This is a genomic window from Desulfolutivibrio sulfodismutans DSM 3696, assembly GCF_013376455.1.
GTDB classification, from domain to species: Bacteria; Desulfobacterota; Desulfovibrionia; order Desulfovibrionales; family Desulfovibrionaceae; genus Desulfolutivibrio; species Desulfolutivibrio sulfodismutans.
This window is the reverse complement of record NZ_CP045504.1, coordinates 3847499-3871569: the sequence shown is the minus strand read 5'-3', so window position 1 is coordinate 3871569 and position 24071 is coordinate 3847499. Positions and strand designations below refer to the sequence as shown.

At 64.4% G+C, this 24071-nt stretch carries 21 protein-coding genes; 11 read left to right on the top strand and 10 right to left on the bottom strand.

Features of this window, described 5'->3' with window-relative positions; genetic code table 11:
- Nucleotides 1-3 precede the first annotated feature (3 nt).
- Nucleotides 4-1374 carry a precorrin-6y C5,15-methyltransferase (decarboxylating) subunit CbiE gene (gene cbiE, locus GD606_RS17695; RefSeq protein WP_246298867.1) on the bottom strand — a complete coding sequence of 457 codons (1371 nt, stop codon included), beginning with the start codon at nt 1372-1374 and terminating at the stop codon, nt 4-6.
- Between the two features lie 167 nt (nt 1375-1541).
- Between cbiE and GD606_RS17690 the strand changes: the two genes are divergently transcribed.
- The 9 genes from GD606_RS17690 (at nt 1542) to GD606_RS17650 (ending at nt 10610) form a co-directional block, all read left to right on the top strand.
- Nucleotides 1542-1949 (top strand): winged helix-turn-helix domain-containing protein, encoded by a 408-nt coding sequence (locus GD606_RS17690; protein ID WP_163303641.1) that lies wholly within the window; start codon nt 1542-1544, stop codon nt 1947-1949.
- The gene (locus GD606_RS17685) at nt 1949-3175 is read left to right on the top strand and encodes an ABC transporter permease (protein WP_163303642.1); all 1227 of its coding nucleotides are present in this window, start codon (nt 1949-1951) and stop codon (nt 3173-3175) included. The genes GD606_RS17690 and GD606_RS17685 overlap by 1 nt, the downstream gene beginning before the upstream one ends.
- A gap of 334 nt (nt 3176-3509) precedes the next feature.
- The gene (locus tag GD606_RS17680; RefSeq protein WP_163303643.1) at nt 3510-4847 is read left to right on the top strand and encodes a glutamine synthetase family protein; all 1338 of its coding nucleotides are present in this window, start codon (nt 3510-3512) and stop codon (nt 4845-4847) included.
- A 561-nt stretch (nt 4848-5408) separates the two neighbouring features.
- A complete protein-coding gene (locus GD606_RS17675; RefSeq protein ID WP_163303644.1) occupies nt 5409-6773 on the top strand; it encodes an ammonium transporter in 1365 nt (454 codons plus the stop codon).
- Nucleotides 6774-6783: 10 nt separating this feature from the next.
- Nucleotides 6784-7125: a P-II family nitrogen regulator gene (locus GD606_RS17670; RefSeq protein WP_163303645.1), complete on the top strand. Its 342-nt coding sequence runs from the start codon at nt 6784-6786 to the stop codon at nt 7123-7125.
- Nucleotides 7126-7372: 247 nt separating this feature from the next.
- Complete coding sequence (locus GD606_RS17665) at nt 7373-7633, top strand: hypothetical protein (RefSeq protein WP_163303646.1); 261 nt, start codon at nt 7373-7375, stop codon at nt 7631-7633.
- 165 nt (nt 7634-7798) lie between these two features.
- On the top strand, nt 7799-9811 hold the full coding sequence (locus GD606_RS17660; RefSeq protein WP_163303647.1) for a monovalent cation:proton antiporter family protein: 2013 nt from the start codon (nt 7799-7801) through the stop codon (nt 9809-9811).
- The gene (locus tag GD606_RS17655; protein WP_163303648.1) at nt 9808-9999 is read left to right on the top strand and encodes a hypothetical protein; all 192 of its coding nucleotides are present in this window, start codon (nt 9808-9810) and stop codon (nt 9997-9999) included. Before GD606_RS17660 ends, GD606_RS17655 begins: the two co-directional genes overlap by 4 nt.
- 56 nt (nt 10000-10055) lie before the next feature.
- The gene (locus GD606_RS17650; RefSeq protein WP_163303649.1) at nt 10056-10610 is read left to right on the top strand and encodes an HDIG domain-containing metalloprotein; all 555 of its coding nucleotides are present in this window, start codon (nt 10056-10058) and stop codon (nt 10608-10610) included.
- A 35-nt stretch (nt 10611-10645) separates the two neighbouring features.
- On the opposite strand, the gene GD606_RS17645 is transcribed toward GD606_RS17650, so the two are convergent.
- The 6 genes from GD606_RS17645 to GD606_RS17620 all read right to left on the bottom strand — a co-directional run bounded on the left by GD606_RS17645 (nt 10646) and on the right by GD606_RS17620 (nt 18782).
- Nucleotides 10646-11470 (bottom strand): HPP family protein, encoded by an 825-nt coding sequence (locus GD606_RS17645; protein WP_176629339.1) that lies wholly within the window; start codon nt 11468-11470, stop codon nt 10646-10648.
- Between the two features lie 283 nt (nt 11471-11753).
- Nucleotides 11754-12314, bottom strand: coding sequence for a 4Fe-4S dicluster domain-containing protein (locus tag GD606_RS17640; RefSeq protein ID WP_163303614.1), 561 nt, complete (start codon nt 12312-12314; stop codon nt 11754-11756).
- A 13-nt stretch (nt 12315-12327) separates the two neighbouring features.
- Nucleotides 12328-14463: a molybdopterin-containing oxidoreductase family protein gene (locus GD606_RS17635; RefSeq protein WP_163303615.1), complete on the bottom strand. Its 2136-nt coding sequence runs from the start codon at nt 14461-14463 to the stop codon at nt 12328-12330.
- Between the two features lie 184 nt (nt 14464-14647).
- A complete protein-coding gene (locus GD606_RS17630) occupies nt 14648-16039 on the bottom strand; it encodes a sigma-70 family RNA polymerase sigma factor (RefSeq protein WP_163303616.1) in 1392 nt (463 codons plus the stop codon).
- A gap of 583 nt (nt 16040-16622) precedes the next feature.
- Entirely contained in the window at nt 16623-18479 is a 1857-nt protein-coding gene (locus tag GD606_RS17625) for a S8 family peptidase (RefSeq protein ID WP_163303617.1), read from the bottom strand.
- Between the two features lie 18 nt (nt 18480-18497).
- Nucleotides 18498-18782 carry a hypothetical protein gene (locus GD606_RS17620; protein ID WP_163303618.1) on the bottom strand — a complete coding sequence of 95 codons (285 nt, stop codon included), beginning with the start codon at nt 18780-18782 and terminating at the stop codon, nt 18498-18500.
- Nucleotides 18783-18964: 182 nt separating this feature from the next.
- Here GD606_RS17620 and GD606_RS17615 point away from each other — a divergent pair, with 182 nt between their 5' ends.
- Complete coding sequence (locus GD606_RS17615) at nt 18965-20020, top strand: glycosyltransferase family protein (RefSeq protein WP_163303619.1); 1056 nt, start codon at nt 18965-18967, stop codon at nt 20018-20020.
- 70 nt (nt 20021-20090) lie between these two features.
- Here the strand turns inward: GD606_RS17615 and GD606_RS17610 are convergent, their stop codons facing one another.
- On the bottom strand, nt 20091-20930 hold the full coding sequence (locus GD606_RS17610) for a DUF169 domain-containing protein (protein ID WP_163303620.1): 840 nt from the start codon (nt 20928-20930) through the stop codon (nt 20091-20093).
- Nucleotides 20931-21100: 170 nt separating this feature from the next.
- Between GD606_RS17610 and GD606_RS17605 the strand changes: the two genes are divergently transcribed.
- Nucleotides 21101-21502: a hypothetical protein gene (locus tag GD606_RS17605; RefSeq protein WP_163303621.1), complete on the top strand. Its 402-nt coding sequence runs from the start codon at nt 21101-21103 to the stop codon at nt 21500-21502.
- A gap of 381 nt (nt 21503-21883) precedes the next feature.
- On the opposite strand, the gene GD606_RS17600 is transcribed toward GD606_RS17605, so the two are convergent.
- Nucleotides 21884-23269, bottom strand: a complete 1386-nt coding sequence (locus GD606_RS17600; protein WP_163301874.1) for a sensor histidine kinase — start codon at nt 23267-23269, stop codon at nt 21884-21886.
- The gene (locus GD606_RS17595; RefSeq protein ID WP_163301875.1) at nt 23256-23933 is read right to left on the bottom strand and encodes a response regulator transcription factor; all 678 of its coding nucleotides are present in this window, start codon (nt 23931-23933) and stop codon (nt 23256-23258) included. Before GD606_RS17595 ends, GD606_RS17600 begins: the two co-directional genes overlap by 14 nt.
- Between the last annotated feature and the right edge of the window lie 138 nt (nt 23934-24071).

Below are 24071 nucleotides of genomic sequence, written 5' to 3'. Positions count from 1 at the left end.
CCTTTACTCCCTCCCATCATCCGCATCGCCTGCGGCTTTGCCGCAGGCGATGCCGTTCGGGGGTCCAGGGGGACAGTGTCCCCCTGGTGGGGGAGGGGTGTGGGGAGGGGGCGAAGCCCTCTCCCCACATTCCCGTTCCCCGGCCACGAGGAACACGGGGTTGTCGGGGGTGAGGCGGTGGTGGCGGCCCAGGGGGGTTTCGGTGGACGTCTGGATGTGGGTGGTCCGGCAGGTCCAGGCGTGCTGGGCGAAGAAGGTCCGGGCGTGTTCCAGGGTGGCCAGGAGCGTGGCGGCCACGACGATGCGGCCGTTCGGCGCGAGGCGTTTGGCGGCGGCGTTCAGGATATCCGGGTTTTGGGAAAGTCCGCCGCCGATGAAGATGCGATCCGGATCGGGCAGGCTTTCGAGGGCGTCGGGCAGGGCGGCCAGGATGGGGGTGACGGTGAGGGCCCCTGTTTTCTGGATGTTGCGGCGCAGGTGTTCGAACCGTCCGGGGTGTTTTTCCACGGCGAAGACGCGTCCTGCCGGGCACAGCCTGGAGGCTTCGAGGGCCACGGAGCCGGTTCCCGCGCCGAGATCCCAGACCACGTCGCCAACGCGGACGCCGAGCAGGGCCAGGGCCACGGCCCGGGACGGAAGCTTGGTGAACACGGTGTCATCGCGGGACAGGGCCGCATCGGAGAGCCCCAGGGTCAGGGGGATTTCCGGGGGCCCCAGGCGTTCGAGAAAGACCAGATTCAGGGGCGAGAAGGCGTCGTCCGGGAGATTGGCGGCCACGGGCAGCGTCAGGGAGGTGTGGTTTTCATCCGCAAGTCCCAGGTTTTCAAAGACGTGCAGGGCAAAGGCGTCCCCGGCCCGGTGCAGCACGGCCCGAGCCAGGGCGCTTGGGGTGTTGACGGCGTCGGTATAGACGGCGGCCTGTCCGGCCCGCATGAGGGCCTGATACAGGGCCGTGTGGTCGCTGCGGCCGTGCAGGCTGACGACGGGGATGTCCTGCCAGGGTCTGCCCAGCCGCGCGGCCATGGCGGCGACAGCGGTCACGTTGGGAACGAAACGCAGGGTTCCCGGGGCGAAGCGGGAAAGCAGCGTGCGGCCGATGCCGAAAAAAAGCGGGTCGCCGTCGGCCAGGACCACCACCCGGCCGCCTGCGGCCCGGCGTTCGGCCAGGGTGCCCAGAATGGGGGCCAGGGGGGCGCGCAGCGGAATTTTTTCGGCCGGATGCCCGGCAAAGGCGGCCAGGATGCGCTTCCCTGCGGCCAGCACCGTGGCGTTTTTCACGCCGTCCGCCGCCTGGGAGGGGATGTCCGGCGCGCCGATGCCCACGCCGACAACGAGCAGGGGATGTGTCGTGTTGCCCATGGCGCTGGTGTACATGCCCGGACGGCCGGGGTCAAAAGGCAGGTGTCTGCCGTTTTCCGTGAGGCCGGCGTCTGGATGTTTGCGTCCCGGGGCTTCCCGGGGTATGCAGGAAGATGAAGAGCAATGCGCCGCTGGTTCCCGCTCCGGCGCACAACCATCGCACCTTTATCGCGGAGACCGGCATGCACGACATAGTCCCCACCCAGCGCCTGCACCTATGGCTTGAATCCGGCAGAGACATGTTTTTGGGTCTTGGCCGGGTCCAGCTTTTGGAGCGCGTGGAGGAATTCGGTTCCTTGAACAAGGCCGCCCAGGCCATGGGCATGTCCTACCGGGCGGCCTGGGGCAGGCTGAAACGTTCGGAATCCGTGCTTGGCGCGGCCCTGGTGGAAAAAACCGGCCCCAAGCAGGGCTTTCGCCTGACGGAGCTGGGGCGCGACCTTGTGCAGCGGTTCCGGGACTGGCACGCCGAGGTGGAGGCATATGCCCTGACGCGCGCCCGGCAGACCTTTCCCTGGCCCATCGAACCCTTTGACGAACCGTGTCCGGCGGATGTCCCCGGCGATCCGGAAAAACCCCGCCGCGCCTGATGCCCTTAAGCCTGCGCATCGCCCTCTCCTCGCTCTCCACGCACAAGCTGCGCACGGTGCTGGCCATGCTCGGGGTCTTCTTGGGCGCCCTGGCCCTGACCGGCGTGCGCCACGTCTCCGAGGCCATGGTGCGCAAGGCCGAGATCGAGACGGAAAAGCTCGGCCCCAACCTGCTCATGGCCATGTCCGGCAAGCTGCGCTTTTCCCGGGGCGACTCCCGCACCCAGCCCTCGCATAAGAACTTCAAGGTGGCCGACGCCCTGGCCATTATGCGCGGCCTGCCCGCAGCCGCGCGCGGCGTGCCCTACATCTCCAAGACCGAACATATCCGGGCCGGGAACACCCGCGTGGCCTGCCAACTGGTGGCCACCTGGCCCGACTATCCCCAGGTGCGGGCCTTCGTGCCGGAATTCGGACGTTTTTTCACCCAGGAGGAGGAGGATTCCCGGGCCATGGTCTGCGTGCTGGGGCGCACCATCGCCAGGCGGCTTTTCGGCGAGCCGGAAGCGGCCATGGGCCAGCGGGTGTTTCTTTACCGGGCGGGGCTGACGGTCATCGGGGTCATGGAGGAAAAGGGGGCGGATCTTTCGGGATCGGATCAGGACGAGCAGGTGTTCGTGCCGCTGTCCACCCTCATGCGCCGCCTGGACAACCGGTGGCACATCTCCGGGGTCTACATCCAGCTTGCCGACGGCGCGGATTTTGAGGACGCCAAGGCCGTCGCCGAAACCATCCTGCGGCGGCAGCACGGCGTGGGACCAGGCACGCCCAAGCCCGACGACTTCTCCGTGCTCACGGCCAAGGACACCATGCGCCTCAAGCAGCAGGCCCTGGACTTGGTGCAGACCCTGGGCATCATCAGCTCCAGCCTGTCGTTCGCCGTGGGGGGCTTGGGCATCCTGTCCATCATGGTCCTTCTGGTGCGCTCGCGGCGCATGGAAATCGGCATCCGCCGGGCCGTTGGGGCGCGCCGCGCAGACATCGTGCGCCAGTTCCTCATCGAATCCGGGGCCATGTCCTGCGTGGGCGGCGCGGGCGGCGTCCTGGCCGCCCTGGCCCTTTTGCTGGCGGTCTACCGCTTCGGCGACTTCCCGTATGTCTTCGATCCCTGGCTCATCCTCCAGGCCTTGGCCGGTTCGGCCATCCTGGGCCTGGCCGCCGGGGCCTACCCCGCCTGGCAGGCCGGGTCCGTGCAGATCCTCGACGTGTTGCGCAACAAGGAATAGGCGCGCATTGAGCCATCGTTTTTTTCCGTCACCCGCTTGGGGGAGTTGGGACGCGTGGCGAAACGTTTTTCGCCCGGCCCCGACACCTCCGACGGCCCGTGATGGGAAGGTTCTCTCTAACAAATTCATCCTCGCGCATGAAAAAATGTCGCGGCGTGAAACCCCTGAAAATCCGAATTGTTACAAATATGCCGCGATTCAATTGTGACATTTTTGTCAAAAATTGACATTGTATTCCCTTGCCTCGTCCGGGAAATCCCTTTAATAACGCCCTCGCGCACATTGGCCGGTTCAGATTCCGGACCAAAACACACAGCGACGGAGGAACACACATATGGCGGTATTCAATTGCAAAAATGCTGATGACGTGCTCAAGGCGGTCAAGGATTACAATGTTTCGTTCGTGCAGTTCTGGTTCATCGACATCCTGGGCGTGCTCAAAAGCTTCCAGGTGACCCCGCGCGAGTTGGAAGTCGCCTTCGAGGAAGGCATGGGCTTCGACGGCTCGTCCATCACCGGGTTCACCAAGATTCAGGAAAGCGACATGGTCGCCTTCCCCGACCCCACCACCTTCCAGTTGGTGGCCTGGCGGCCGTCCGACCGTCCCGTCGCCCGCCTGTTCTGCGACATCAAGCTTCCCGACGGCACCCCGTTCGTGGCCGATTCCCGCTACATCCTGAAAAAGATGGCCAAAAAGGCCGCCGACCTGGGCTACACCTACTACGTCGGCCCGGAACTGGAATTTTTCCTGTTCGCCAACGCCAACGAGCCCAAAATCCTGGACCTCGGCGGCTACTTCGACGCCCCGCCCCGCGACATGGCCAATGACGTCCGCCGCGACATCATTTTCGCCCTGGAGAGCATGGGCATCGCCGTGGAATACAGCCACCACGAAGTGGCCCCCAGCCAGCACGAGATCGACCTGCGCTACAACGAGGCCGTGAGCATGGCCGACATGGCCATCACCTACCGCGTGGTGTGCAAGGAGATCGCCCGCAAGCACGGCTGCTACGCCTCGTTCATGCCCAAGCCCCTTTTTGGCGAGAACGGCTCGGGCATGCACGTGCACCAGTCCCTGTTCAAGGGCTCGAAAAACGCCTTCTTCGACGGCGCCGACCAGTACCACCTGAGCAAGGAAGCCAAGAGCTACATCGCGGGACTTCTCAAGCACGCCCCTGAATTCGGCCTGATCAACAACCAGTGGGTCAACTCCTACAAGCGCCTGGTGCCCGGCTACGAAGCCCCGGTGTACATCGCCTGGGCCCGCCGCAACCGTTCGGCGCTTATCCGGGTGCCCATGTACAAGCCCGGCAAGGAAGCCGCCACCCGCATCGAGCTGCGCAGCCCCGATCCCGCCTGCAACCTGTACCTGTGCTTTGCGGCCATGCTCGGCGCGGGCCTCAAGGGTATTGCGGACGGATACGAACTGGCCGCCCCCATCGAAGAGAACATCTTCAAGATGAGCGAGGCCGAGATGGCCTCCAAGGGCATCTCCTCCCTGCCCGGCAGCCTGCGCGAAGCCATCGACAACCTGGAAAAGAGCGCCCTGATGCGCGAAGTTCTGGGCGACCACCTGTTCAACGCCCTGCTCGACAACAAGAAGGCCGAGTGGGACGCCTACCGCATGCAGATCACCGAATGGGAAATCGAACGCTACCTGCCCATTTTGTAGTCCGCGAGGATCTGATCCGACGTTGCCAGGCCGTCTCCTTCGGGGGACGGCCTTTTTCTTTTCGCCGCCCCCCGATGGCGGCAAAAACGCGGCTCTCGCCCCGGCCGACCACGCACTGCGGACCTGTGGCGGGGACACGCCGTATTCCGATAAAACGGCGGCCGTGTCGCCTCCTTTGCCCGGCGGCAACGCCCCCCCCCGGCGAATGCCCTTTCCAGCCTCGGGAGCGTGGCGTTTCCGTCGGCAAAACGGTCCTGAATCAGGTGGATACCTTTCCAGCCTCGGAAGCGCGGCGTTTCCCCTGGCGCAGGGCGCGGTTGCCCGGAAACACCCCCCCTCCAGACAAAAATGTAGGACGAAAGGCCACGCTTGCTACGTTATTGTAGGAAACGCCACCATGTAAAAGAATTATCTCATTATTTTATATTGTTACGAATTGGCTTCATTCTTGCTTTTAATGGACTGTTCGATTGCCCGCGCGTATGCGGCGCGCGCCCTTCGGGGAGCGGCGTGTGGTGGCCCGGTTGAGCGGGAAAACAATTTTTCGAGGAGGTAGGGTTTATGAAACGGAGATGGACACTCTCCACAAAGGCGCTGACGGTCGTGGGTCTGGCGGCGCTGGTCGCGCTGGTTCTCCCCAGCGCTGGTTTCGCCCAGGATTCGGCGCCTGAATTTTTGTCCCAGCAAAACGGCAACGTCATGTGGACGCTCATCGCCGGCATCCTGGTCATGTTCATGCAGGCCGGATTCGCCATGGTCGAGACCGGGCTCACCCGGGCCAAAAACGCCGGCAACATCCTGATGAAAAACATGTTCGACTTCGCGGCGGGCAGCCCGGCCTTTTTCCTGATCGGCTTCGCGCTGATGTTCGGCGACGACGTGGGCGGCTTCGTCGGCTTCTCCAACTTCGGCCTGTCCGAGGCCAGCACGGCCGACGCCGACGGGCTGTGGAAGTACACCTTCTGGTTCTTCCAGTGCGTGTTCGCGGCCACGGCCGTGACCATCGTGTCCGGGGCCATCGCCGAACGCACCAAATTCGTGGCCTATCTCATCTTAAGCGCCCTGGTCACCGCCCTGGTCTATCCCGTCTCCGGCCACTGGATATGGGGCGGCGGCTGGCTGTCCAAGCTTGACGCGCCCATGATCGACTTCGCCGGGTCCACCGTGGTCCACTCCGTGGGCGGCTGGATCTCCCTGGCCGGGGCCATGCTGCTTGGGCCGCGCATCGGAAAGTACACCAAGGACGGCGTGGCCCGGGCCATCCCCGGCCACAACCTGCCCCTGGTGGCCCTGGGCGTGTTCATCCTGTGGTTCGGCTGGTTCGGATTCAACCCCGGCTCCACCACCGCCGCCAACGGCACCATCGGCCTTATCGCCGTGACCACCAACCTGGCCGCCTGCATGGCCGGTCTGTCGGCCATGTTCACCGCCTGGCTGCGCTACGGCAAGCCCGACGTGTCCATGAGCCTAAACGGCGTCCTGGCCGGCCTTGTGGCCATCACCGCCGGGTGCGCCAATGTCTCCCCCATGGCCGCCATGATCATCGGCGTCATGGCCGGCATCCTCGTGGTCCTGGCCGTGGAATTCATCGACAAGGTGCTCAAAATCGACGATCCCGTGGGCGCCATCTCGGTCCATGGCGTGTGCGGCGCGTTCGGCACCCTGTGCGTGGGCCTGTTCGCCAGCCCGGACTACGGGACCGTGGCCGGGCTGTTCTACGGCGGCGGCATCACCCAACTCATCACCCAGATCATCGGTGTGGGCGCGGTCTTCGTGTGGGCCTTCGGCAGCGGTCTGGTTCTCTTCGGCCTGCTGAAAATCACTGTGGGCATCCGCGTGACGGCCGAGGAAGAGCTCAAGGGTCTGGATCTGACCGAGCACGGCAGCGAAGCCTACAGCGGCTTCCAGATCTTCATCACCGAATAAGGGGGCTACCATGAAACTGATTATCGCCTACTTCAGGCCTGAACAGCTTAACGCCGTCAAGCAGGCCCTCTATGCCATAGGTGTCCACAGCATGTCCGCCACCAACATCGCCGGGTCCGGACGCCAGAAGGGCTACACCGAAACCTATCGCGGGGTCATGATCGAGGTGAACCTGCTCAAGAAGGTGCGCCTGGAAGTCGCGGTCAAGGACGAGAAGGTCGTCGAAACCATGGACGCCATCAGCGCCGGGGCCCAGACGGGCAAGGAAGGCGACGGTATGATCTTCGTCCTGGACATCGCCGACGCCCGCCGCATCCGCACCGGAGAGACCGGGGCCGCCGTCTTCGGATAACCGCAAAACATCCCGCCTATGCAAAAACCCGGGGTGGACGCCAGTCCCCCCGGGTTTTCCCGTCTTCCCGGACGGCGCGAGCCCCGGGTCTTGAAAAAACAGGGGCCATGCCGTCAGCCAGAAACGCCGCCCCCTAAGGGATTTCCCTTTTTGCGCCCGGAAATCATTTACGCCCGCCCCGGCCCGATGCTACGATGCAGGCGTCCACCATCCGCGACAGACCGGCCAATGCAGCAAGGAGCGCCCCGTGACCGTCGAATGGGAAAAACACGACGACACCACCTATTTCATCAATCTGGCCAAGGCCCTTCTGGTGGCCGTGGTCTACGACCGCATGGGCACGCCGGGCTGGAAGGTCCAGGTGGGCAAGCGGTCCCTCAAGGACAAGTTCGCCACAGCTGAGGACGCCAAAAAAATTGCCGTGGCCTTTGCCGAGCGCGTCCTGAACCAGTGCCGGGAGGAACTCGAAACCCTGAAGGCCTCCGAGCCCCCTCCCAAAAAGGCCTGATTCACGATCCGGGCAATGGGCAGCAATCACCCCGGACCATGGCCGAAACCGAAAACGAGCCTTCGTCTCCCGTCGCCGCCCCGTAAGGGATGAACCTGCGCCACAATGGCGGCGCATGGTCTGCGGGCTTTGACAACCCTTATTTCAGGACGCCATCATCTTCCCATGGAATTCGCACTGCTCAAAGAGATCGTCGTCATCTTCTGCCTGTCCATCGGGGTCATCTTCCTGTGCCACAAGATCCGGATACCGGCCATCGTCGGGTTTCTCCTCACCGGCGTGCTGGCGGGCCCGCATGGGCTGGGCCTGGTGGATTCGGTGCATGAGGTCGAGACCGTGGCCGAGATCGGCGTCATCCTGCTGTTGTTCACCATCGGCCTGGAGCTGTCCATCTCGGAGCTGGTCAAGCTCAAAAAGCCCGTCTTCATCGGCGGCGCGGCCCAGGTGCTGCTGACCATCCTGGTCTTCGGCGGGGCAGGGTCCTGGCTGGGACTCACCCCCGGACAGGCCGTCTTCGCCGGGTTCCTGACCGCCCTGTCCAGCACGGCCATCGTCCTCAAGCTCCTCCAGGAACGGGCCGAGGTCGAGTCCCCCCATGGCCGCATCATCCTGGCCATCCTGATCTTCCAGGATCTGATCATCGTGCCCATGATGCTCTCGGTGCCCTTTTTGTCCGGCCAGAGCCAGACCGAAAGCTCCGCCCTCCTGCTCATGACCGCCAAGGGCTTCGGCGTGGTGGTCCTGGTCTTTTTCCTGGCCAGAAAGATCGTGCCCCGGGTGCTGGCCGCCGTCATGCGCACCCGCAGCAAGGAACTCTTCCTCCTGACCACGCTTGGCATCTGCATGTCCGTGGCCTTTTTGACCGCAAGCCTGGGGCTGTCGCTGTCGCTTGGGGCCTTTCTGGCCGGGCTGATCATGTCCGAGTCGGAATATTCCTTAAGCGCCCTGGAGGGCATCCTGCCGTTTCGCGACGTGTTCACCAGCCTTTTTTTCATCTCCGTGGGCATGTTGCTCAACACCGCCTATTTCTTCACCCATGCGGACACGGTGCTCATGGTCACGGCCGCCGTGTTGGTGGCCAAGACCGTTCTTGCGGCCACGGCGGCCCGCATCCTGGGCTATCCCCTGCGGCCGGCCGTGCTGGTGGGACTGTGCATCTGCCAGGTGGGCGAATTCTCCTTCATCCTGGCCAAGACCGGCCTGTCCCAGAACCTCATCGGCCCGGACCACTACCAGCTCTTTCTGTCGGCCAGCATTCTGACCATGCTGCTCACTCCCTTTTGCATCATGTTCGCCCCGGCCCTGGCCGACCGCCTGGGACGGCTGCCGCTTCTGTCCGCCGCCGCCGCGCCCTACCGGGGGCCGGACATGGACGGCGCCCAACACCGCGACCTCACCGACCATCTCATCATCTGCGGCTTCGGCATCGGCGGCAAACACCTGGCCCGGGCCGCCAAGGCCGCAGGCGTGGACTACACCATCCTGGAGATGAACCCGGACACCGTGCGCGCCCAGGCCGCCAAGGGCGAACCCATCGCCTACGGCGACGCCACCCAACCGGCCGTGCTTGAACACGCCGGAATCCATACCGCCCGGGTGCTGGCCATCGTGGTCTCGGACCCCGTGGCCATCCGGCGCATCACGGACACGGCCCGCAAGACCAATCCGGCCATCCACATCGTGGCCCGCACCCGGTTTTTGAACGAACTCGGCCCGCTCATGGAGCTTGGGGCTAACGACGTCATCCCCGAGGAGTTCGAGACCTCCATTGAAATCTTTACCCGGGTTATGACCAAGTACATGGTACCGCGCATGGAGATCGAGCGGTTCGTTTCTGAAGTGCGCTCCGAGAGCTACGAGATGCTGCGCAACCTGGACATCCAGGGCCAGCCCATGGACGCCCTGAAAAAGGGCTTCACGGGCCTGGACGTCAGCGCCATGACCGTGGAGGAAGGCTCCATGCTCGACGGCAAGACCCTTGAGGAATCCGAACTGCGCCGCACGCATGGCCTGACCGTGGTGGCCGTGGGCCGGGGAGGACAGGTCTTCGCCAACCCCGACGGCACCCTGCGCTTTACGGCCGGGGATGTGGCCTACGTGTTCGGCCCGCATGGCGACATCACGGCCAAGGCCGGACTCTTCGCGGCCAGGCGTCGGTCCTGGGAGGAATCGGCGTGAACGCCATCTTCCAGGTGATCCAGAACATCCTGCGCCGTAAGGAGCAACAGGCCCGCTGTCCGCACTGCGGAAAACCCCTGCCGCGGTGCGACGCTCCAAATAACACGGGCAACACGGACGCCCAAAACTCCGGCACGCCCCGCTGCCCGTCCTGCGGCCGCCCCCTTTCCGGCGGCGACACGCCCTGAACCCCATCGTCCCGGCAGAGACGCAACCACCACCACCCGCCACACAGGAGCCTGCCATGATTGACCGCGCATCCGCCCTGACGCTTCTTGCCTCGCAAAACCCGGAACGCCATCTGGTGTGCCACGCCCTGGAGACCGAGGCCATCATGGCCGCCATGGCCCGGGAGCTTGGCGAGGACGCCGAACTGTGGGGCCTGACCGGGCTTCTGCACGACCTGGACTACCCGGACACCAAGGACGATCCGGCCCGGCATGGCCTGGACTGCGCCGCGCTTTTGGACGGCAAACTGCCGCTCGAGGCCATAACCGCCATCGCCGCCCACAACAGCGAACACACCGGGGTCATGCCCGCCGCCCGCCTGGACTATGCGCTGCGCTGCGCCGAATCCGTGACCGGCATGATCTCCGCTGCGGCGCTGATCCGGCCCACCAAGATGGAAGGGCTGGCCCCGAAAAGCATCAAGAAGAAGATGAAGGACAAGGCCTTTGCGGCGGCGGTGCGGCGGGAGAATATTTTGGAGTGCGACAAGGCGGGCATGGAGCTGGATGCGTTCCTGGCTACGGCCATCGCGGCCATGGCCGCCATCGCCCCCGAGGTGGGGCTGGCGTAAGATGTCGGGAGAGGGCGCCGCCCTCTCCCGAACCCTCACCCGCCAGGGGGATCATCCCGCTTTCCCCCGGACGGGGGGAGATGCGGCAGCCCCGGCGGACATTCCCGGGCCTCGCCGCCAATGACCATCCCCGTCACGAAGGGCTGGGCCAAAAACGCCGCCACCCCGGCCAGCATCACCCACATCCCGGCCAGATAGCAGCCCTCCGACACCGGCCGCAGGGCCATGAGCGCAAACGCCGCCGCGCACAGGACCAGTCCGGCCAGTTCGATCCGCTCCAGGCCAAAGCGCCTGCGGGAGGCGCATGTCCCGTCCTCCGGGGCCGGAAACTCGAACCACACCCGGTTCCAGGCCAGGGAAAACCCCACCACCATAACCGCCCCCCAGGCCATATGCACCGGCAGGACCAGCGTGTCGGCAGGCAGCGGCAGGATGGCCGGAATGGCCGCCGTGGCCGCCGCCGGGGGATGGTCGGCGTCGAAGACCTGCATGAGCGCCGCCGCCAGGGCCACGGCCAGCCCGAGTTTGAGCGGCAGGGCCAGGGCCGGGTCGGACACCGCCCAATTCACCGCAAAGACAGCGACAAGCCCGCCCACGGTGGACACGAAATGCCCGGCGATGACCTGCCGGGGCCGGGCCACGCGCAGGTAGGCGCAGGCCGCGCTGATGAAGCAGGTGGCCGCCAGGGGAGGATAGAGCACCCCCACCCCGCAGGCCTCGGACACAAGCGCCGCCAGAAACAAAAAGAGCCCCGCCCCGGCCGATCCCCAGATCAGCCGCGACAGGGAGATGACCCCCGGCCCGTAGACGTCTTGACGAAATTCCCGGCGGCACGGCGGCTTGAGGCGTATCTGGATCATGGGCCCTCCCTGTGCCGGGTTCCGCCAAGGGCAGGCGTTTCGGAGCGCGTCCCGTCCCCAACACCCCGGTGCGGCTTCAGCAACAACCTGCTCGTGCGTGATGCTCCGTCTGGCCTCCGGCCTCTCCCCGGTCGCCAAGGCATCGCCGTGGCCGCGCGGCCAGGCGGACCCGCATGGGTCCGCCCGACCCGCCGCCGGTTCCCCTTGTGTTGCGTCCGGCACGTCCCGTTACGGCCTGATACGCAGCAACACCTTGAATTGATGTTTTTTTGTGAACGCCACACTACCGCCTGGGGCTTTTCACATACAGGATCGACTGGGTGCTGCGCTTTTTGATCAACTCCTTGCCCTCGGCCTCGGCGTGCATGAGCAGGATTTCCTTCTCGCCGAAGCGTAACGCGTCGGCCAGGCAGACCTCCACGCACACCGGCTCCAGGCCATGGATCACCCGGTCGTAGCACAGGTCGCACTTGTGGGCGAAGTTGCCTGCGGCGTCGAACTGGATCACGTCGTAGGGACACTTGGCCAGACACTTCTTCGCGCCGGTGCAGGCCTCCTTGTCGATGCGCACGATGCCGGTCTGGGCGTCCTTGGCGATGGCCCCGGACGGACAGGCCTTGATGCACGGCGGCTTTTTGCAGTGCTGGCACATGACCACCCAGAAGTCCTCGGCCAGATCGGGATAGGTTCCCGTGAGTTCGCTCTCCACCCGGATATAGTGGCTCATCTCCCCGGGCATGGCGTTTTCGTGGTCCACCAGGCCGTGATGGTTGCGGCAGGCGACGATGCAGGTCTTGCAGCCGATGCAGCGGTCGAGATCGACCATGATGCTGAGCTGTTTCATGGCGTGTTTCCCCCTACTTGTGGATGTTCACGCGGGTGGCCACGTGGGCTTCGCCGCCGCGCAGGTCCTGCTCGTCCAGGTGCGATCCGGCGTCGGCGATCAGTTCGTTGTCCCCGGCCCAGTTCCCCCGCGCCGCCACCTTGCCCATGGTCTGCCCGAAGCCGTGGATCAGCCCGGCGCAGCCCGGCTTTATACGCTGCGACAGGGCCACGGGCAGCCGGACCTCACCGGTTGACGAGGCCACGGTGACCATGTCGCCCTCGGCGATGCCCAGCCGCTTGGCGTCGATGGGGTTTATGACCACGGGATTGGCGTCCAGGCCTGAGACCGGGTCGCGCAGTTGGGCGTTATTCTGGGACCAGGCCCCGGTGTTGTTTAAGAAGATGGTGCGGAAGTTCACCAGAATGAAGGGGAACTCCTTCTCGCCCCGGCGAAACTCCAGCGGCAGTTCGGGACTCGGCCACTGTTGCCCGATGTCCGCGTACATCCGCCATTCCAGCTCGATCTTGCCGCTTGCGGTGTTGAACTTCCCGGCGTCCTCGTACTTGCGAAAGCCCGCCGTGCCCGGCGACCACAGGCCCCCGCCATCCATGAGCTTTTCGACGGACATGCCCACGCCCGACAGTTCGATGTCGTAGTATTCCAGGTCGTCCTTGAAGGCGAAGTATTCCGGGAACATGCGCTTGCCGAGTTCGATCATGACCCGGTTGGCGTGCCGGGTTTCGTGCAAAGGTTCGATGACCGGGCGGCACAGGGCCGCCGTGTGCCCGTAGTTGTACCACCAGGGCATGTACAGCAGTTCCCAGCGTTCGAAGTTGGTCTGATCCGGCAGGACCAGATCCGCCCACTTCATGGTCTCCGAAGGCATGATCTCCGTGACCACGAAAAGCTCCAGCTTGTAGTCGCCCTTTTCGTCGCGCATGGTCATGGCCTTGCGCCATTCCCCGGACCCCATCTCCGACAGGGCCGGATTGCATTCCGAGGCGAAAAAGACCTTGAGGGTTCCGTCTTTTACGGCCTGGGCCGCGTACCAGGTGGGTTCCAGGATGAAGTTGTAGTGGTCGAACCTGTTCTTGTCGGGGCCGGTGCGGTGATAACCCAGTTCCTTGAGGTTTGGGGCCGGGGGCACGGGCGTGACCGGGGCCATGGGCGCGATCTCGGGCAGGGGCTGGCCGCCGGGGTTGTCCAGGTTGCCGGTGATGACCAAAAGGATGCTCCAGACATGCCCCCAGTCCATGGCGTTGCCGTACATGATGGACTTAAAGGCGTCGATGCACACACTTTTGGCCTCGGCGCACATTTTCGCCAGCCTGACGATGTCCGCGGCCGGAACCTCGCAGATGCGGCTCATCTTTTCCGGGGTCTTGTCCGCGATGAAGGCCATGAGGTTGTCCATGTCCCCGGGCCGCACCCACTTCTCGCAAAAGGCCTTGTCGTACAGATCGTTGGTCAGCAGATAGTGGCACACGCCCAGGAACAGGGCTGCGTCGCCGCCGGGCTTGATGGGGATCCACCAGTCGGCCTTGGCGGCCTCGGAGCGGAAGATGGGGTCGATGACCACAAGCTTGGCCCCGCGCGCCTTGGCGTTCAGGATGTCCCGGGGCACACAGGCGTCGTCCAGGCAGCCAAAGGGATGCCTGCCCGAGAGGATCATGAGCCCGCCCTTGGGCACGGTGTAGTACATGGGCGCGATGTGGTGGTTGGGGAAGCAGCCGAAGGTGTGCAGATGGGCCATGATCTTGGCCGAGTCGCAGTGCGGCAGCCCCGTGGAAATGAAGCCGCCCGCAGCGTTGACGAAGCGCCACTTGGGATCGGTGGTGGAGTGGGGAAACATGGAATAGGTGAAGGTGTGGGCCTCGCCGCGCTCCCGCAGCTCGCGCAGCTTTTTTTCCATGATGTCCAGGGCTTCGTCCCAGGTGATGCGTTCGAACCTGCCCTCGCCGCGCTCGCCCACCCGCTTGAGCGGGTATTTGAGGCGTTCTGCGGAATACAGGGTGGTGACGCCGGCCATACCCTTGACGCACATCTTGCCCCTGGCCAGGGGATTGCCCTTGACCTCCTTGACCACGCCGTCCTCGACGCGGGCTAAAATGGCGCACTCCGCCTTGCACTGGTAACAGACGGTGGGAATCCATTCGTTTCGGTGCATATTGCGTGTCCTCCGTTAAGAATGTGCTCGTCATGCGGCCCCGGGCGCGAGGGAAAAGGAACCGGCGTGCCGCATGTGTGCCGCCCTTTCCAGGAAAGAGCGGTTCCGGGGGGAAAAAGTTACCGCTTGCGGGGAAAATTTTAAAAAAGGGGCCGTGCGGCGCAGCAGTGTGCGGAAAAAAGGCTCAGGCGAAGTCCGGGCAGACGAACCGGCCCAGGTCGAAGGCCGGGCCGGGCGGGGCGGACGGGGCGTCCCGGCGCATCATGGGCAAAAACACCTCCATGCGCTCCGGGCGGGGCCGCAGGTCGTCGAAGGTGACCAGCCGCCCAGACAGGACCGAATGGGCCACGTCCCGGGCCACGCCGGTGCAGGCGGCCAGGATTCCGGCCCCCAGGACCGGATCGTCGCGGACCCTGTCCCTGGCGGCCAGCAGGGTGCGCACGTACTTTCGGACCACCTCGCCGTGGCGGCTGGCGAAATCCCGGCGCACGGCCAGGATGCAGCAGGTGTGCCCGGGCAGGATGTCCTTGGAGAAAAGCATGGTCCGGCCGAGCTTTTCCTGCACGCACTTGGCCCCCCAGGGCTCGGCGCAAAAAAAGGCGTCGATCTTTTTGGCCCGCATGGAGGAGATGGCGTAGGAGGGGCTGATGACCGACAGGCTCAGGTCGGCCAGTTCGGGACGGGCGGCGGCCAGGTGGTCGAGGAGCACCTGATGGGTGCTGTAGGGCGCAGGCAGCCCCAGGCGGCGCATGGGCCCCTGGGCGGAGACGGACAGGGAGCTGCCGTCGTGGTGGGCGTCCATGACATGCACGAGATCGGCGCCCCTGGCGGCCAGCCGCATGGCCAGGGGGGCCATGATGAAGGCCGCGTCCACCCGCCCCTGGCGCAGGTCGGCGGTCAGGGCCTGCCAGGAAAGGTAGCGGCGCGGGGCCACGGGCAGGGGCCGGTCCCGGAAAAGCTCCTGGGCGGCCATGGGCAGCAGATGGTCGGTGATGGGCATGTAGCCCACGCGCAAAATGGCCGCCCCGCCGTAGGGCAGCATCTTCTCCCGCAAAATCTCCCGGGCGGCGTGCAGCCGCTTTTTCACCGTGCCCTCGCCAAGCCCCAGGGCCGCGGCGATGTCCCTGCTGGTCTGGCCCTGGCCGTAATGCCGCCGGGCAGCCTCCCGCAGATGTCCGGGCAGGGCCTTAAGGGCCGCGTCGAAGGCGGCCCGGAGCCTGGCCTCGTGAAGGCCCTGGGCGGGGTCGCCGGTTTCGGCCAGGGGGAACGCCCCGTCCTGGCTGACGTCGTCGAGGGATTGGACGGGATGCTGCCCGAGCGCCAGCCGCGTACACTGGTTGCGCACGATGGCCGCCATCCAGGCCGGGAAGGATTCGGGCTCGCGCAGTGAGGCCAGGGCGCAAAACGCGGCCAGAAAGGCCTCCTGCACGGCGTCCTCGGCCAGGGAGCTCCCGGATAGCCTGCGCCGGGCGATGCCAAGGACGGACGGATAAAACCGCCCGGCCAGGGTCCGCCAGGCGCGCGCATCGCCAGACCGGGCCAGACGCACCAGATCGCCGAGGGGGGTCGTGTCCATGTTCCCGCCGCCTTTTGCCGCGCGATCCCTCCACGACAAGGATCACGCTTTCTAAAAATACCAGGACAGCGGCAACAAAGGCAAGGGGCGTCGCCGCCCCAAAAGCACTCCGGCGCGACGGCGGTGCTGATCCCTACCGTCGACGGCATGCCTGGGTCATCTATAACAACCTCATCCGCATGAGGTGTTGTCGGGATTTGCAAGTGGGGCAGAGACAACTGAACGGAATAATCCCGATCAGGAAAGAACGGGATTCGGTGCGGTCGTTTCTAGCAGCAATGGATACTGGCGAATGGCCGCCGGACATGCCGGGCGGAACAGAGTCGTTCCCCGGGGCGTATTCTGGTGATTGCGGCATCCCGACGGACCATGGGGCGCCCTCCCTGTTTTGTTCCCGCTCCAGCGGGCGAGTCCCTCCCGCACAGCGCAGATCACCGATTCCGGCGGCCCCGTTCCCGCGCCAGCGGACAATCCGGCGATTGCAAGGCTCTGCGAGGCAACAAGCCGCCCCCCGTTCCCGCACCAGCGGACGCTCGCCCGACAGGCGGCCAGGGTGTGCCTCTCTGGCCGCCTGCGTGCCCCGTCACTCCAACAAAAGCAACAATCCTGGCAGGTATTTGGTTCCACTGCCAATGTGTAGCGAGGCGTAGGCCCTGTCGGCCATGATGACGCCCAGGCCGAAATAGTCTGTCCAGGAGGGCGGCGAGGGAAGGGCCGTGGAGGTGAGGGCGTTGAACATCTCCGTATAGGTGATGGCCGACTTGGCGGAGACGAGCAATCCGGCGATGGCCGCAGCGTGGGGGGCGGCGGCGGAGGTGCCGCAGAAACTGGTATGGCCGGGCCAGGAGGTGGCCACGCAGTCGGCGGCGGTGATGTCGGGCTTTTGCCGCACCTGGCCGCCGCTGGCCAGGAAGTTCCCTGGGGTGATGGCCGACCCATCCGGGTTGTAGAAGATGCGGCGCGGGCCGTCGCTTGAAAACGTCTCCACGGCCTCGGTTCCCGTAAACGCGGTGGTGCGTCCGGCGGCGGAGACGGCGGCCACGCCGAAGGCCTTCTCGACGGTGGAGTGGCCCTTGGTCGCGCCGTTGGTGCTGTAGGTGAGACTCCCGCGGCTGGCGCTCAGATGCAGAAATCTCGCTTCCCCGGTAAATTTCTGGATGGCGATCTTATATCCGGCAAGGTCTGCACCGACGTTAATCTGTTCATACGGATCCTGTGTACCGTCTTGAGTGCCCGTCGACGCGTTGTAGACCGTTCCTGCGCTATCGAGAAGATACAGATCGTAATCGTTCGCCGAGCCGCCAAGGGGGTCCGACCACTGCAAAGTGATGACGCTAGGACTATCTGTAATAGTATTGTGTATTTCAGACCCGCTATAAGCATGCCAGCTAACCCCGTTCCCATCGAGGAACTCGTTATAATCTCCCTCATATGTTCCTGACGTATTTGAATGAAGATTTCCATCGTTAGCCGCTGACGAAAAATAGAAGGCTCCGGCATCCGCTACCGTCGTCACCGCCTGGGAGATGACGTCATCCTGAAAGGGAGATTCGGCGAAATATCCGACATCATCCACGATGACCTTGCATCCGGCGTCTTTGAGGGCGATGATGTTGTTGGCGAAACCGGCCATGCCGCCCTGGGCGGTAGCGAAGTACAGCGAAGCGGAGGGAGCGAGGTCGTAGACGATCTCGAGCATCGCCGTGCCTTCCCCGGTCTGGCCCGGAGAATCCTGCAACACGGTCACGGTGGCCGGCAGGTCGCCCGTGGCCTGGAGATTGGCCAGATAGTCCACGGAATCGGAAATGACGCCGATCTTGACGCCTGCCCCAGTGTACCCGTCCGTCCTGACTGTGGGCGCGCTGTGGGCGACGTCGCCTTCCGTGGTGGTGGACTTGTGCAGGATGTACTCCTGGGCCTTGTCGATGAAACGCACGCCGGACTGGGCGGCGATGGTCTCCACCGCCGTTATCGGAATCTGCGCCCGGATGGCTTTATATTGCGGAAAGGAGTTGATGATGGTCCCGCCCTGGGCCTTGATGAAGGCCAACAGGTCGTCCGTGACATCGGCCTTGATGTCCACCATGATTTCATTTGATTCCGTCAACTTGATGCTGGTTTCAAGCATCGGAAGACTTGATTTCCTATCCTTAAGGACGACGCCGTGCAGCGTGCGGACAATGGCGGAATTAATTTTTTTCTGAACAGGCGTCAGACTTTTCTTTTCTTCATTTAAAATCTTGACCTGCTGTTTGAAATTCTCCATGGCGGCGGCTGAAAGGCCGACAGCCGACGATGACGAGTCTTGAACGGCTGCGACTGCTGATTCGTCAGCCCGCTTTGGCGTGTCGCTCGCCAGCGACACGCTATTTGACATGAGAAACAGGACGAGTGCAAAAGCAAGGCACATCTTGGAGCAAACACCATTACCCACGCGCATAGATTTTCTCCATCAATGTTATGCACTTCCTTGAGTTGATCCGCGCATTTCGCAATCACTGCGTATCCGCGTCTTCACCGTTTCATCAACAGCCGGTTCCTCTGGCAAACAGGCATTTCCGTGGCCTGGATCTTTCTTGCTGGCAAGAAGCATTTCTATTGTTTTTCCATTAAGAATATGCGGTTCCGCTTGGCCTGCCCTTTTTAAGAGGCTGGCGCAACGCACGCCGACGGTTGCAACGCCGCCTCCTAAAGCAAAAGGCGAGGGAGCGAGACCGTCCCATATAAATATACCTTCATGCATGCATCATCCGACGTTATCCGTCAATACTGCAAGGATATCGACAGGGGTGTCGCCGGGCCTGGGGACGGCGGCCGGGCCTGTTGCCCTTACGCCCGTTTCCCGGTAGGCCTGCCCTCGCGGCGCGCGGCGTTCACTGCGCCGTTTTCGCTACGCCGTTTTCACGCCACGCCAAGGAGACCCTCATGGCCAAAATCCTCTACGGGGTGCACGGCTCCCAGCACGGCCACGCCATCCGGGCCACGGTCATCGCCCGGCATCTGCCGCACCACGAGTTCCTGTTCGTCTCAAGCGAGGAAGGGGCCGGTCTGCTCTCCCGCGAGTGGCGCGTGGAGCGCTTCGCCAACCCTGGCACCCGCTACAAAAACTACAAGGTGGACACCCTGGCCACCCTGGGGCTGGCCGCGCGCACCTTCGCCCGGCGCGGCCGGGAACTGGACCGCCTGGCGCGGCTTATCGACAAATTTAGGCCCGACGCGGCCATCTCCGACTACGAATATTTCGTGCCCATCGCGGCCAAACGGGCGAACATCCCCTGCCTGTCGCTGGACCACCAGCACGTCATCTCCTCCTGCGTCCACGACATCCCGGCCGGCATGCGCCTGGACTATTACGGCATCCTGGCCTCCATCCGCCTGCTTTTCAGCAACTGCACGGACTACCTCGCCATCTCCTTCTACCAGCCGCCGGTCAAACCCGGCCTCAACGCCCGCATCGCGCCGCCGCTTCTGCGCGACAGCGTCTTTCGCCACACGCCCTCGGGCGGCGACCACATCCTGGTCTACCAAAGCTGCTCCATCTGCGACGCCTTCGTGCCTTTTCTCAAAACCCTGCCCCGGGAATGCCGGGTCTACGGCTACAAGGTGGACCGCGTGGACGGGAACCTGACCTTCCGGGGCTATTCCGAGGAGGGGCTTCTGGCCGATCTGTCGAGTTGCGCCTACGTCATCTGCGGCGGCAGCCACAACCTCATCTCCGAGGCGCTCTACTACGGCAAGCCCGTCATCTCCCTGCCCGTGGGCGGGGCCGTGGAACAGCACCTAAACGCCGCCTACCTGGAAAAACTCGGCTACGGCCGCTACCTGGACATGAAAAACCTGGATGCGGCCATGATCCACGACTTCGAAGCCGAACTGCCCGCCCGGCGCGCCGCCATCCAGGCCGCCAACTTCCGGGGCAACGAACTGGTGTTCGGTCTGGTCGAGGACTTCGTCAAAACCGGACGGCTCCCCCTGGCGTAGCGCAGGGGAAGGACGCGCGGGGAGGCCTGGGGGATGTGCAACCGGGAACATCGCTGACACTTGTACCCGATCAGTCTTCCGGCATCTCGCCCCAGGCCCTGCGGCTGCGCAGCACCTTGGTGCGCACCCCGGCCCAGGTCTTGGTTTTCAGAAACGACTCCGGCCGGGCCGCCAGCATGGTCCGGTACAGCGCAATAGGCACGCAAAAGCTCAGTTCGTCGGCCTTGAGGAACTTGCGGCACGACGGGTCCATGCCGCCCACCACCGCGCGCGGCCGTCCGGTCTCCAGATAGCGCAGGGGCCAGGTGACCAGGTTGGAACATCCCGCACCAAAGGGCAGGGCCACCACGTCCGGGTCGCCGGTGGCGAAAAAGGCCAGTTGGCACAGCCCGCCCAGCACCTCGCCCCGGGAGAAAAAGGCCACCAGTTCGGGTGTTTCGCCGCCGCAAAAAAGCGACAGGGGCTTTATGACGCAAAACCGGGCCGGAGCCGGGCGAGGGTCGATGGCGTCGAAGAAGGCGCGCACATGCTGCGGCGAGGGGAGATAGAACTCCCCTTCGGTGACGTTTGGGATGCCCAGGGAGATGTAATGGTCCAGGAAGTGGATCTGGGGTTTGTGGAACCCCAGAAAAAAGGAACCGCCGGGGCAGCCGTAGCGCGTCGCTTCGAAATAGGCGGGTTTTCTCTGGCGTCTGGCCAGCCAGACCTTGCCCAGCACACAGGAAAAATTCCCCCACAGGCCCTTCCAGTCGATCTCGTTTTTGGCCTCCATCTCGATGTTGAAGGGAACCCCCGGCTTGGGGACGAAGCCGTCGCCGGGCTCGGCGTCGGTGTAGAAAATGCCGACAGGCTCCTCGTCGTGGCCGAGATCCTCAATGAGCGCACTGGTTTGCTCCAAAATGTCGTTCACGGGACGCCTCACATGGGTTGTGCCGCCGTTTTGGCGGGTTACGGGAACAGGGCGGTCATCCTTGCTTTACCGGGTAGCGGCTATTTTGTTTGAAAAAAAGCGGTCAAAGAAAAAAATCAGGCTGCCGACATCACTTTACCCCCGGCCCGGATCGTGCTAGCCCCGGGTCCATGGAATCCGTTCTTCGCGACATCCTCGCGGCGCAAAAGGAAATGCTGGCCGAACTGAGGCAGATTCGTATCCTTTTGGCCGAACGCGGGCAGGAGTTGCCCGAGCCTCCGGCGTACCTCAATGCCCCGGACGAGATTCCCGCAGAGCCGGACCCGGGCGAATTCACCCTGGAGCCCGAAGCGCCGCCGCCCGCTCCGGCGCCAGCCTCGCCCGCCTCCTTTACGCCCAGCGACCTCAAGGATCTGGGACCATCCTTCGCCACGCCCCGCACCGCCAAGCCCCGGACGGGCATGGTGGAGGTCAACGACCTGCGCGGCTCCCTGCTCGACGAAATCAAAGGAAAAAACCGGGCCAAAAGCCGGGCCTTCTCCGAATTCTCCAAATACCGCCGCGACGATTAGGACGCGTCGGCGAGAGACTTGCCGCCCATCCCCTGCCCCCGAAAAGAACGATTGCGCTCGCGCGCGGACGCGAAGCGCGACGAAGTTTTTTGAAGGGGGGTTCGGGGGGAAACTTTTTTGAAAAAAAGTTTCCCCCCGGGGGCTCCCCCCAAAAAAACTCGGCCCCCGCAGGAAACGGGGGCCGAAATCAAGGAGGGAGGAGAAAACCTTGCGAACGTGCCCCGGGTCGTGTCCCGGGAGAATCGCAAGGCAGAGGGTGCGGCTTCGGGGCTCGGCGTGGCGTGTAACCCGCACCCCTCCCCGACCGGGGGTCAACCGTTCGGGTGAGTATGTCCTACGCCGCGAAGATGACACAGGGATTGCCGCAGAATGAATGATTTTTCATACGATGGGGGCGGCCTGCTCGACCGGCGGGAAGGCCAGGGACACGCGCAACCCGGGCTGCGCGTCGGCGAGCACCAGGGTCGCCCCGTGCAGCTTGGCCACGGCGGCCACCAGGCTCAATCCCAGGCCGCTGCCCGGGGCGTTGCGGCTTGACTCCAGACGGTGGAAGCGTTCGAGAACGGCTTGCCGGTGCTCGGGCGGCACGCCCGGTCCCGAATCCCTCACGGCCAGCTCCGGGCCGTCCGGGCCGCTCGTGAGCTCCACCCCCACCTCGCCGCCGGACGGGGTGTACTTGATGGCGTTGTCCACCAGATTGGCCAGGGCCTGGGATAAAAGATGCCGGTTGCCGGACACGGCCACTCCCGGGGACAGGTTCACGCACAGCCGCAGGCCCTTGTCTTCGGCCAATGGCTCATAGAGTTCGGCCACATCCTCGGCCAGCCGGGCCAGGTCAAGGACGGCGAACTCTTCGCGGCGGCTCCCGGCCTCGGCCTGGGAGATGGTCAGGATGGCGTGAAACGCCCCCAGCACCTCGTCGATGTCGGCGATGGTGCGTTCCAGCACCTTGCGGTTGGCGCTGTCCGCGCCATTTTCGGGCAGGGCCAGTTCGAGCCGGGTCCGAATGCGGTTGAGGGGCCCGCGCAAATCGTGGGCGATGTTGTCGCTGACGTGGCGCACGCCGTCCATGAGGCCGCTTATGCGATCCAGCATGTCGTTTAAGTTCCCGGTGAGCTGGTCGAACTCGTCGCCCGTGCCCTTGGCCGGGATGCGCCGGGTGAGGTCGCCGCGCATGATCTCCCGGCTGGCCCGGTTGATGACGTCCAGGCGGCCGAGCATGCCCCGGGTCATGAGCACCGCGCCCAGGCCGCCCATGGCCACGGTGATCACCAGGCCCCACACCAGGGCGTCCATGATCAGGTCTTCCACGGTGTTGCGCTCGGCCACGTCCCGGCCCACCAGCAGATGATGGTTGCCGGGCAAAAGAAAATATTTCAGCCGGGCGAACACGCGTTCGCCGTCGGCCTCGCGCAACCCGGTGTCCACCCAGCCGTCCTGGGTGGCGTCGAAGTCCGGCCATTCCCTGAGATTTCCGGCCAGGGGGGAGAACTTCCAGTCCGTGAGCAGATACAGGCCGCCGCCGTTTTTGTCCCGGGCCACGCGGGATTCGATGGCCCGCACCAGCCCGGAAAGCCCCTGCTGGCTGTATTGCTCCGTGAGCCCCCGGACCTCGGCGTTGATGGTCTCGTCGGTCTGGCGGTCCATGAATCCGGCGGTGGAATGGTAGATGAACCCCAAAAGCACCAGCACCGAGGTTCCGAACAGGGCCATGTACAAAAAGGCCAGCCGAAAGGCCGTGGACCGGACGATCCTACCGGGGATCACGAATGGTGTACCCCGCGCCGCGAATGGTGTGCAGGAGCGGCTTGTCGAAGTCCCTGTCGATCTTGTGGCGCAGGCGGCTTATGTGGACGTCGATGACGTTGGTCTGGGGGTCGAAGGAATAATCCCAGACGTTTTCCAGAAGCATGGTCCGGGTGACCACATGCCCGGCGTGGCGCATGAGGTATTCCAGAAGCAGGAATTCCTTGGGTTTGAGTTCGATGGGGCGTCCTGAACGGGCCGCCGTGCGCGACACCAGATCCAGCTCCAGGTCGGCCACCCGCAGGGACGTCTCGGCCGCCTCGCTCCCGCCCCGGCGCAAAAGCGCCTCCAGCCGGGCCTGAAGCTCGGAAAAGGCATAGGGCTTGGTCAGGTAGTCGTCGCCGCCGGCCTTGAGGCCCTTGACCCGGTCGTCCACATCGCCCAGGGCGCTCAGGATGAGCACCGGGGTCTTGTTCCCGGCGGCCCGCATGGTTTTGATGATGGTCAGGCCGTCCACCCCGGGCAGCATGCGGTCCACGACCATGGCGTCGTGGGTCTCGGCCGCGATGCGGTACAGGGCCTCCTTGCCGTCGGCCACATGGTCCACGGCATAGCCGCTCTCCCTGAGTCCCTTGGCCATGTAGGCCGCCGCCTCCAGGTCGTCTTCGACGATGAGGATACGCACCTTTTTTTCCCCCGTGTCGGCGAACCGGCAAGAAACTGTTTCGTTGCCCCGTGGTACCCAATGCCCCGGCAAAAAGAAAGACACCTGCCGCGCGGTTTCCTTTTGCCGCGTTTGCGTCTATCATTGCCCAAGAAACAC

Bases quoted from the DNA above. Each gene is read 5' to 3' on its own strand.
- cbiE (WP_246298867.1), bottom strand. From the start codon at position 1,374: ATGTACACCAGCGCCATGGGCAACACGACACATCCCCTGCTCGTTGTC.
- GD606_RS17685 (WP_163303642.1), top strand. From the start codon at position 1,949: ATGCCCTTAAGCCTGCGCATCGCCCTCTCCTCGCTCTCCACGCACAAG.
- GD606_RS17620 (WP_163303618.1), bottom strand. From the start codon at position 18,782: ATGCATGAAGGTATATTTATATGGGACGGTCTCGCTCCCTCGCCTTTT.
- GD606_RS17690 (WP_163303641.1), top strand. From the start codon at position 1,542: ATGCACGACATAGTCCCCACCCAGCGCCTGCACCTATGGCTTGAATCC.
- GD606_RS17670 (WP_163303645.1), top strand. From the start codon at position 6,784: ATGAAACTGATTATCGCCTACTTCAGGCCTGAACAGCTTAACGCCGTC.
- GD606_RS17605 (WP_163303621.1), top strand. From the start codon at position 21,101: ATGGAATCCGTTCTTCGCGACATCCTCGCGGCGCAAAAGGAAATGCTG.
- GD606_RS17615 (WP_163303619.1), top strand. From the start codon at position 18,965: ATGGCCAAAATCCTCTACGGGGTGCACGGCTCCCAGCACGGCCACGCC.
- GD606_RS17660 (WP_163303647.1), top strand. From the start codon at position 7,799: ATGGAATTCGCACTGCTCAAAGAGATCGTCGTCATCTTCTGCCTGTCC.
- GD606_RS17645 (WP_176629339.1), bottom strand. From the start codon at position 11,470: ATGATCCAGATACGCCTCAAGCCGCCGTGCCGCCGGGAATTTCGTCAA.
- GD606_RS17640 (WP_163303614.1), bottom strand. From the start codon at position 12,314: ATGAAACAGCTCAGCATCATGGTCGATCTCGACCGCTGCATCGGCTGC.
- GD606_RS17635 (WP_163303615.1), bottom strand. From the start codon at position 14,463: ATGCACCGAAACGAATGGATTCCCACCGTCTGTTACCAGTGCAAGGCG.
- GD606_RS17680 (WP_163303643.1), top strand. From the start codon at position 3,510: ATGGCGGTATTCAATTGCAAAAATGCTGATGACGTGCTCAAGGCGGTC.
- GD606_RS17625 (WP_163303617.1), bottom strand. From the start codon at position 18,479: ATGCGCGTGGGTAATGGTGTTTGCTCCAAGATGTGCCTTGCTTTTGCA.
- GD606_RS17630 (WP_163303616.1), bottom strand. From the start codon at position 16,039: ATGGACACGACCCCCCTCGGCGATCTGGTGCGTCTGGCCCGGTCTGGC.
- GD606_RS17650 (WP_163303649.1), top strand. From the start codon at position 10,056: ATGATTGACCGCGCATCCGCCCTGACGCTTCTTGCCTCGCAAAACCCG.
- GD606_RS17675 (WP_163303644.1), top strand. From the start codon at position 5,409: ATGAAACGGAGATGGACACTCTCCACAAAGGCGCTGACGGTCGTGGGT.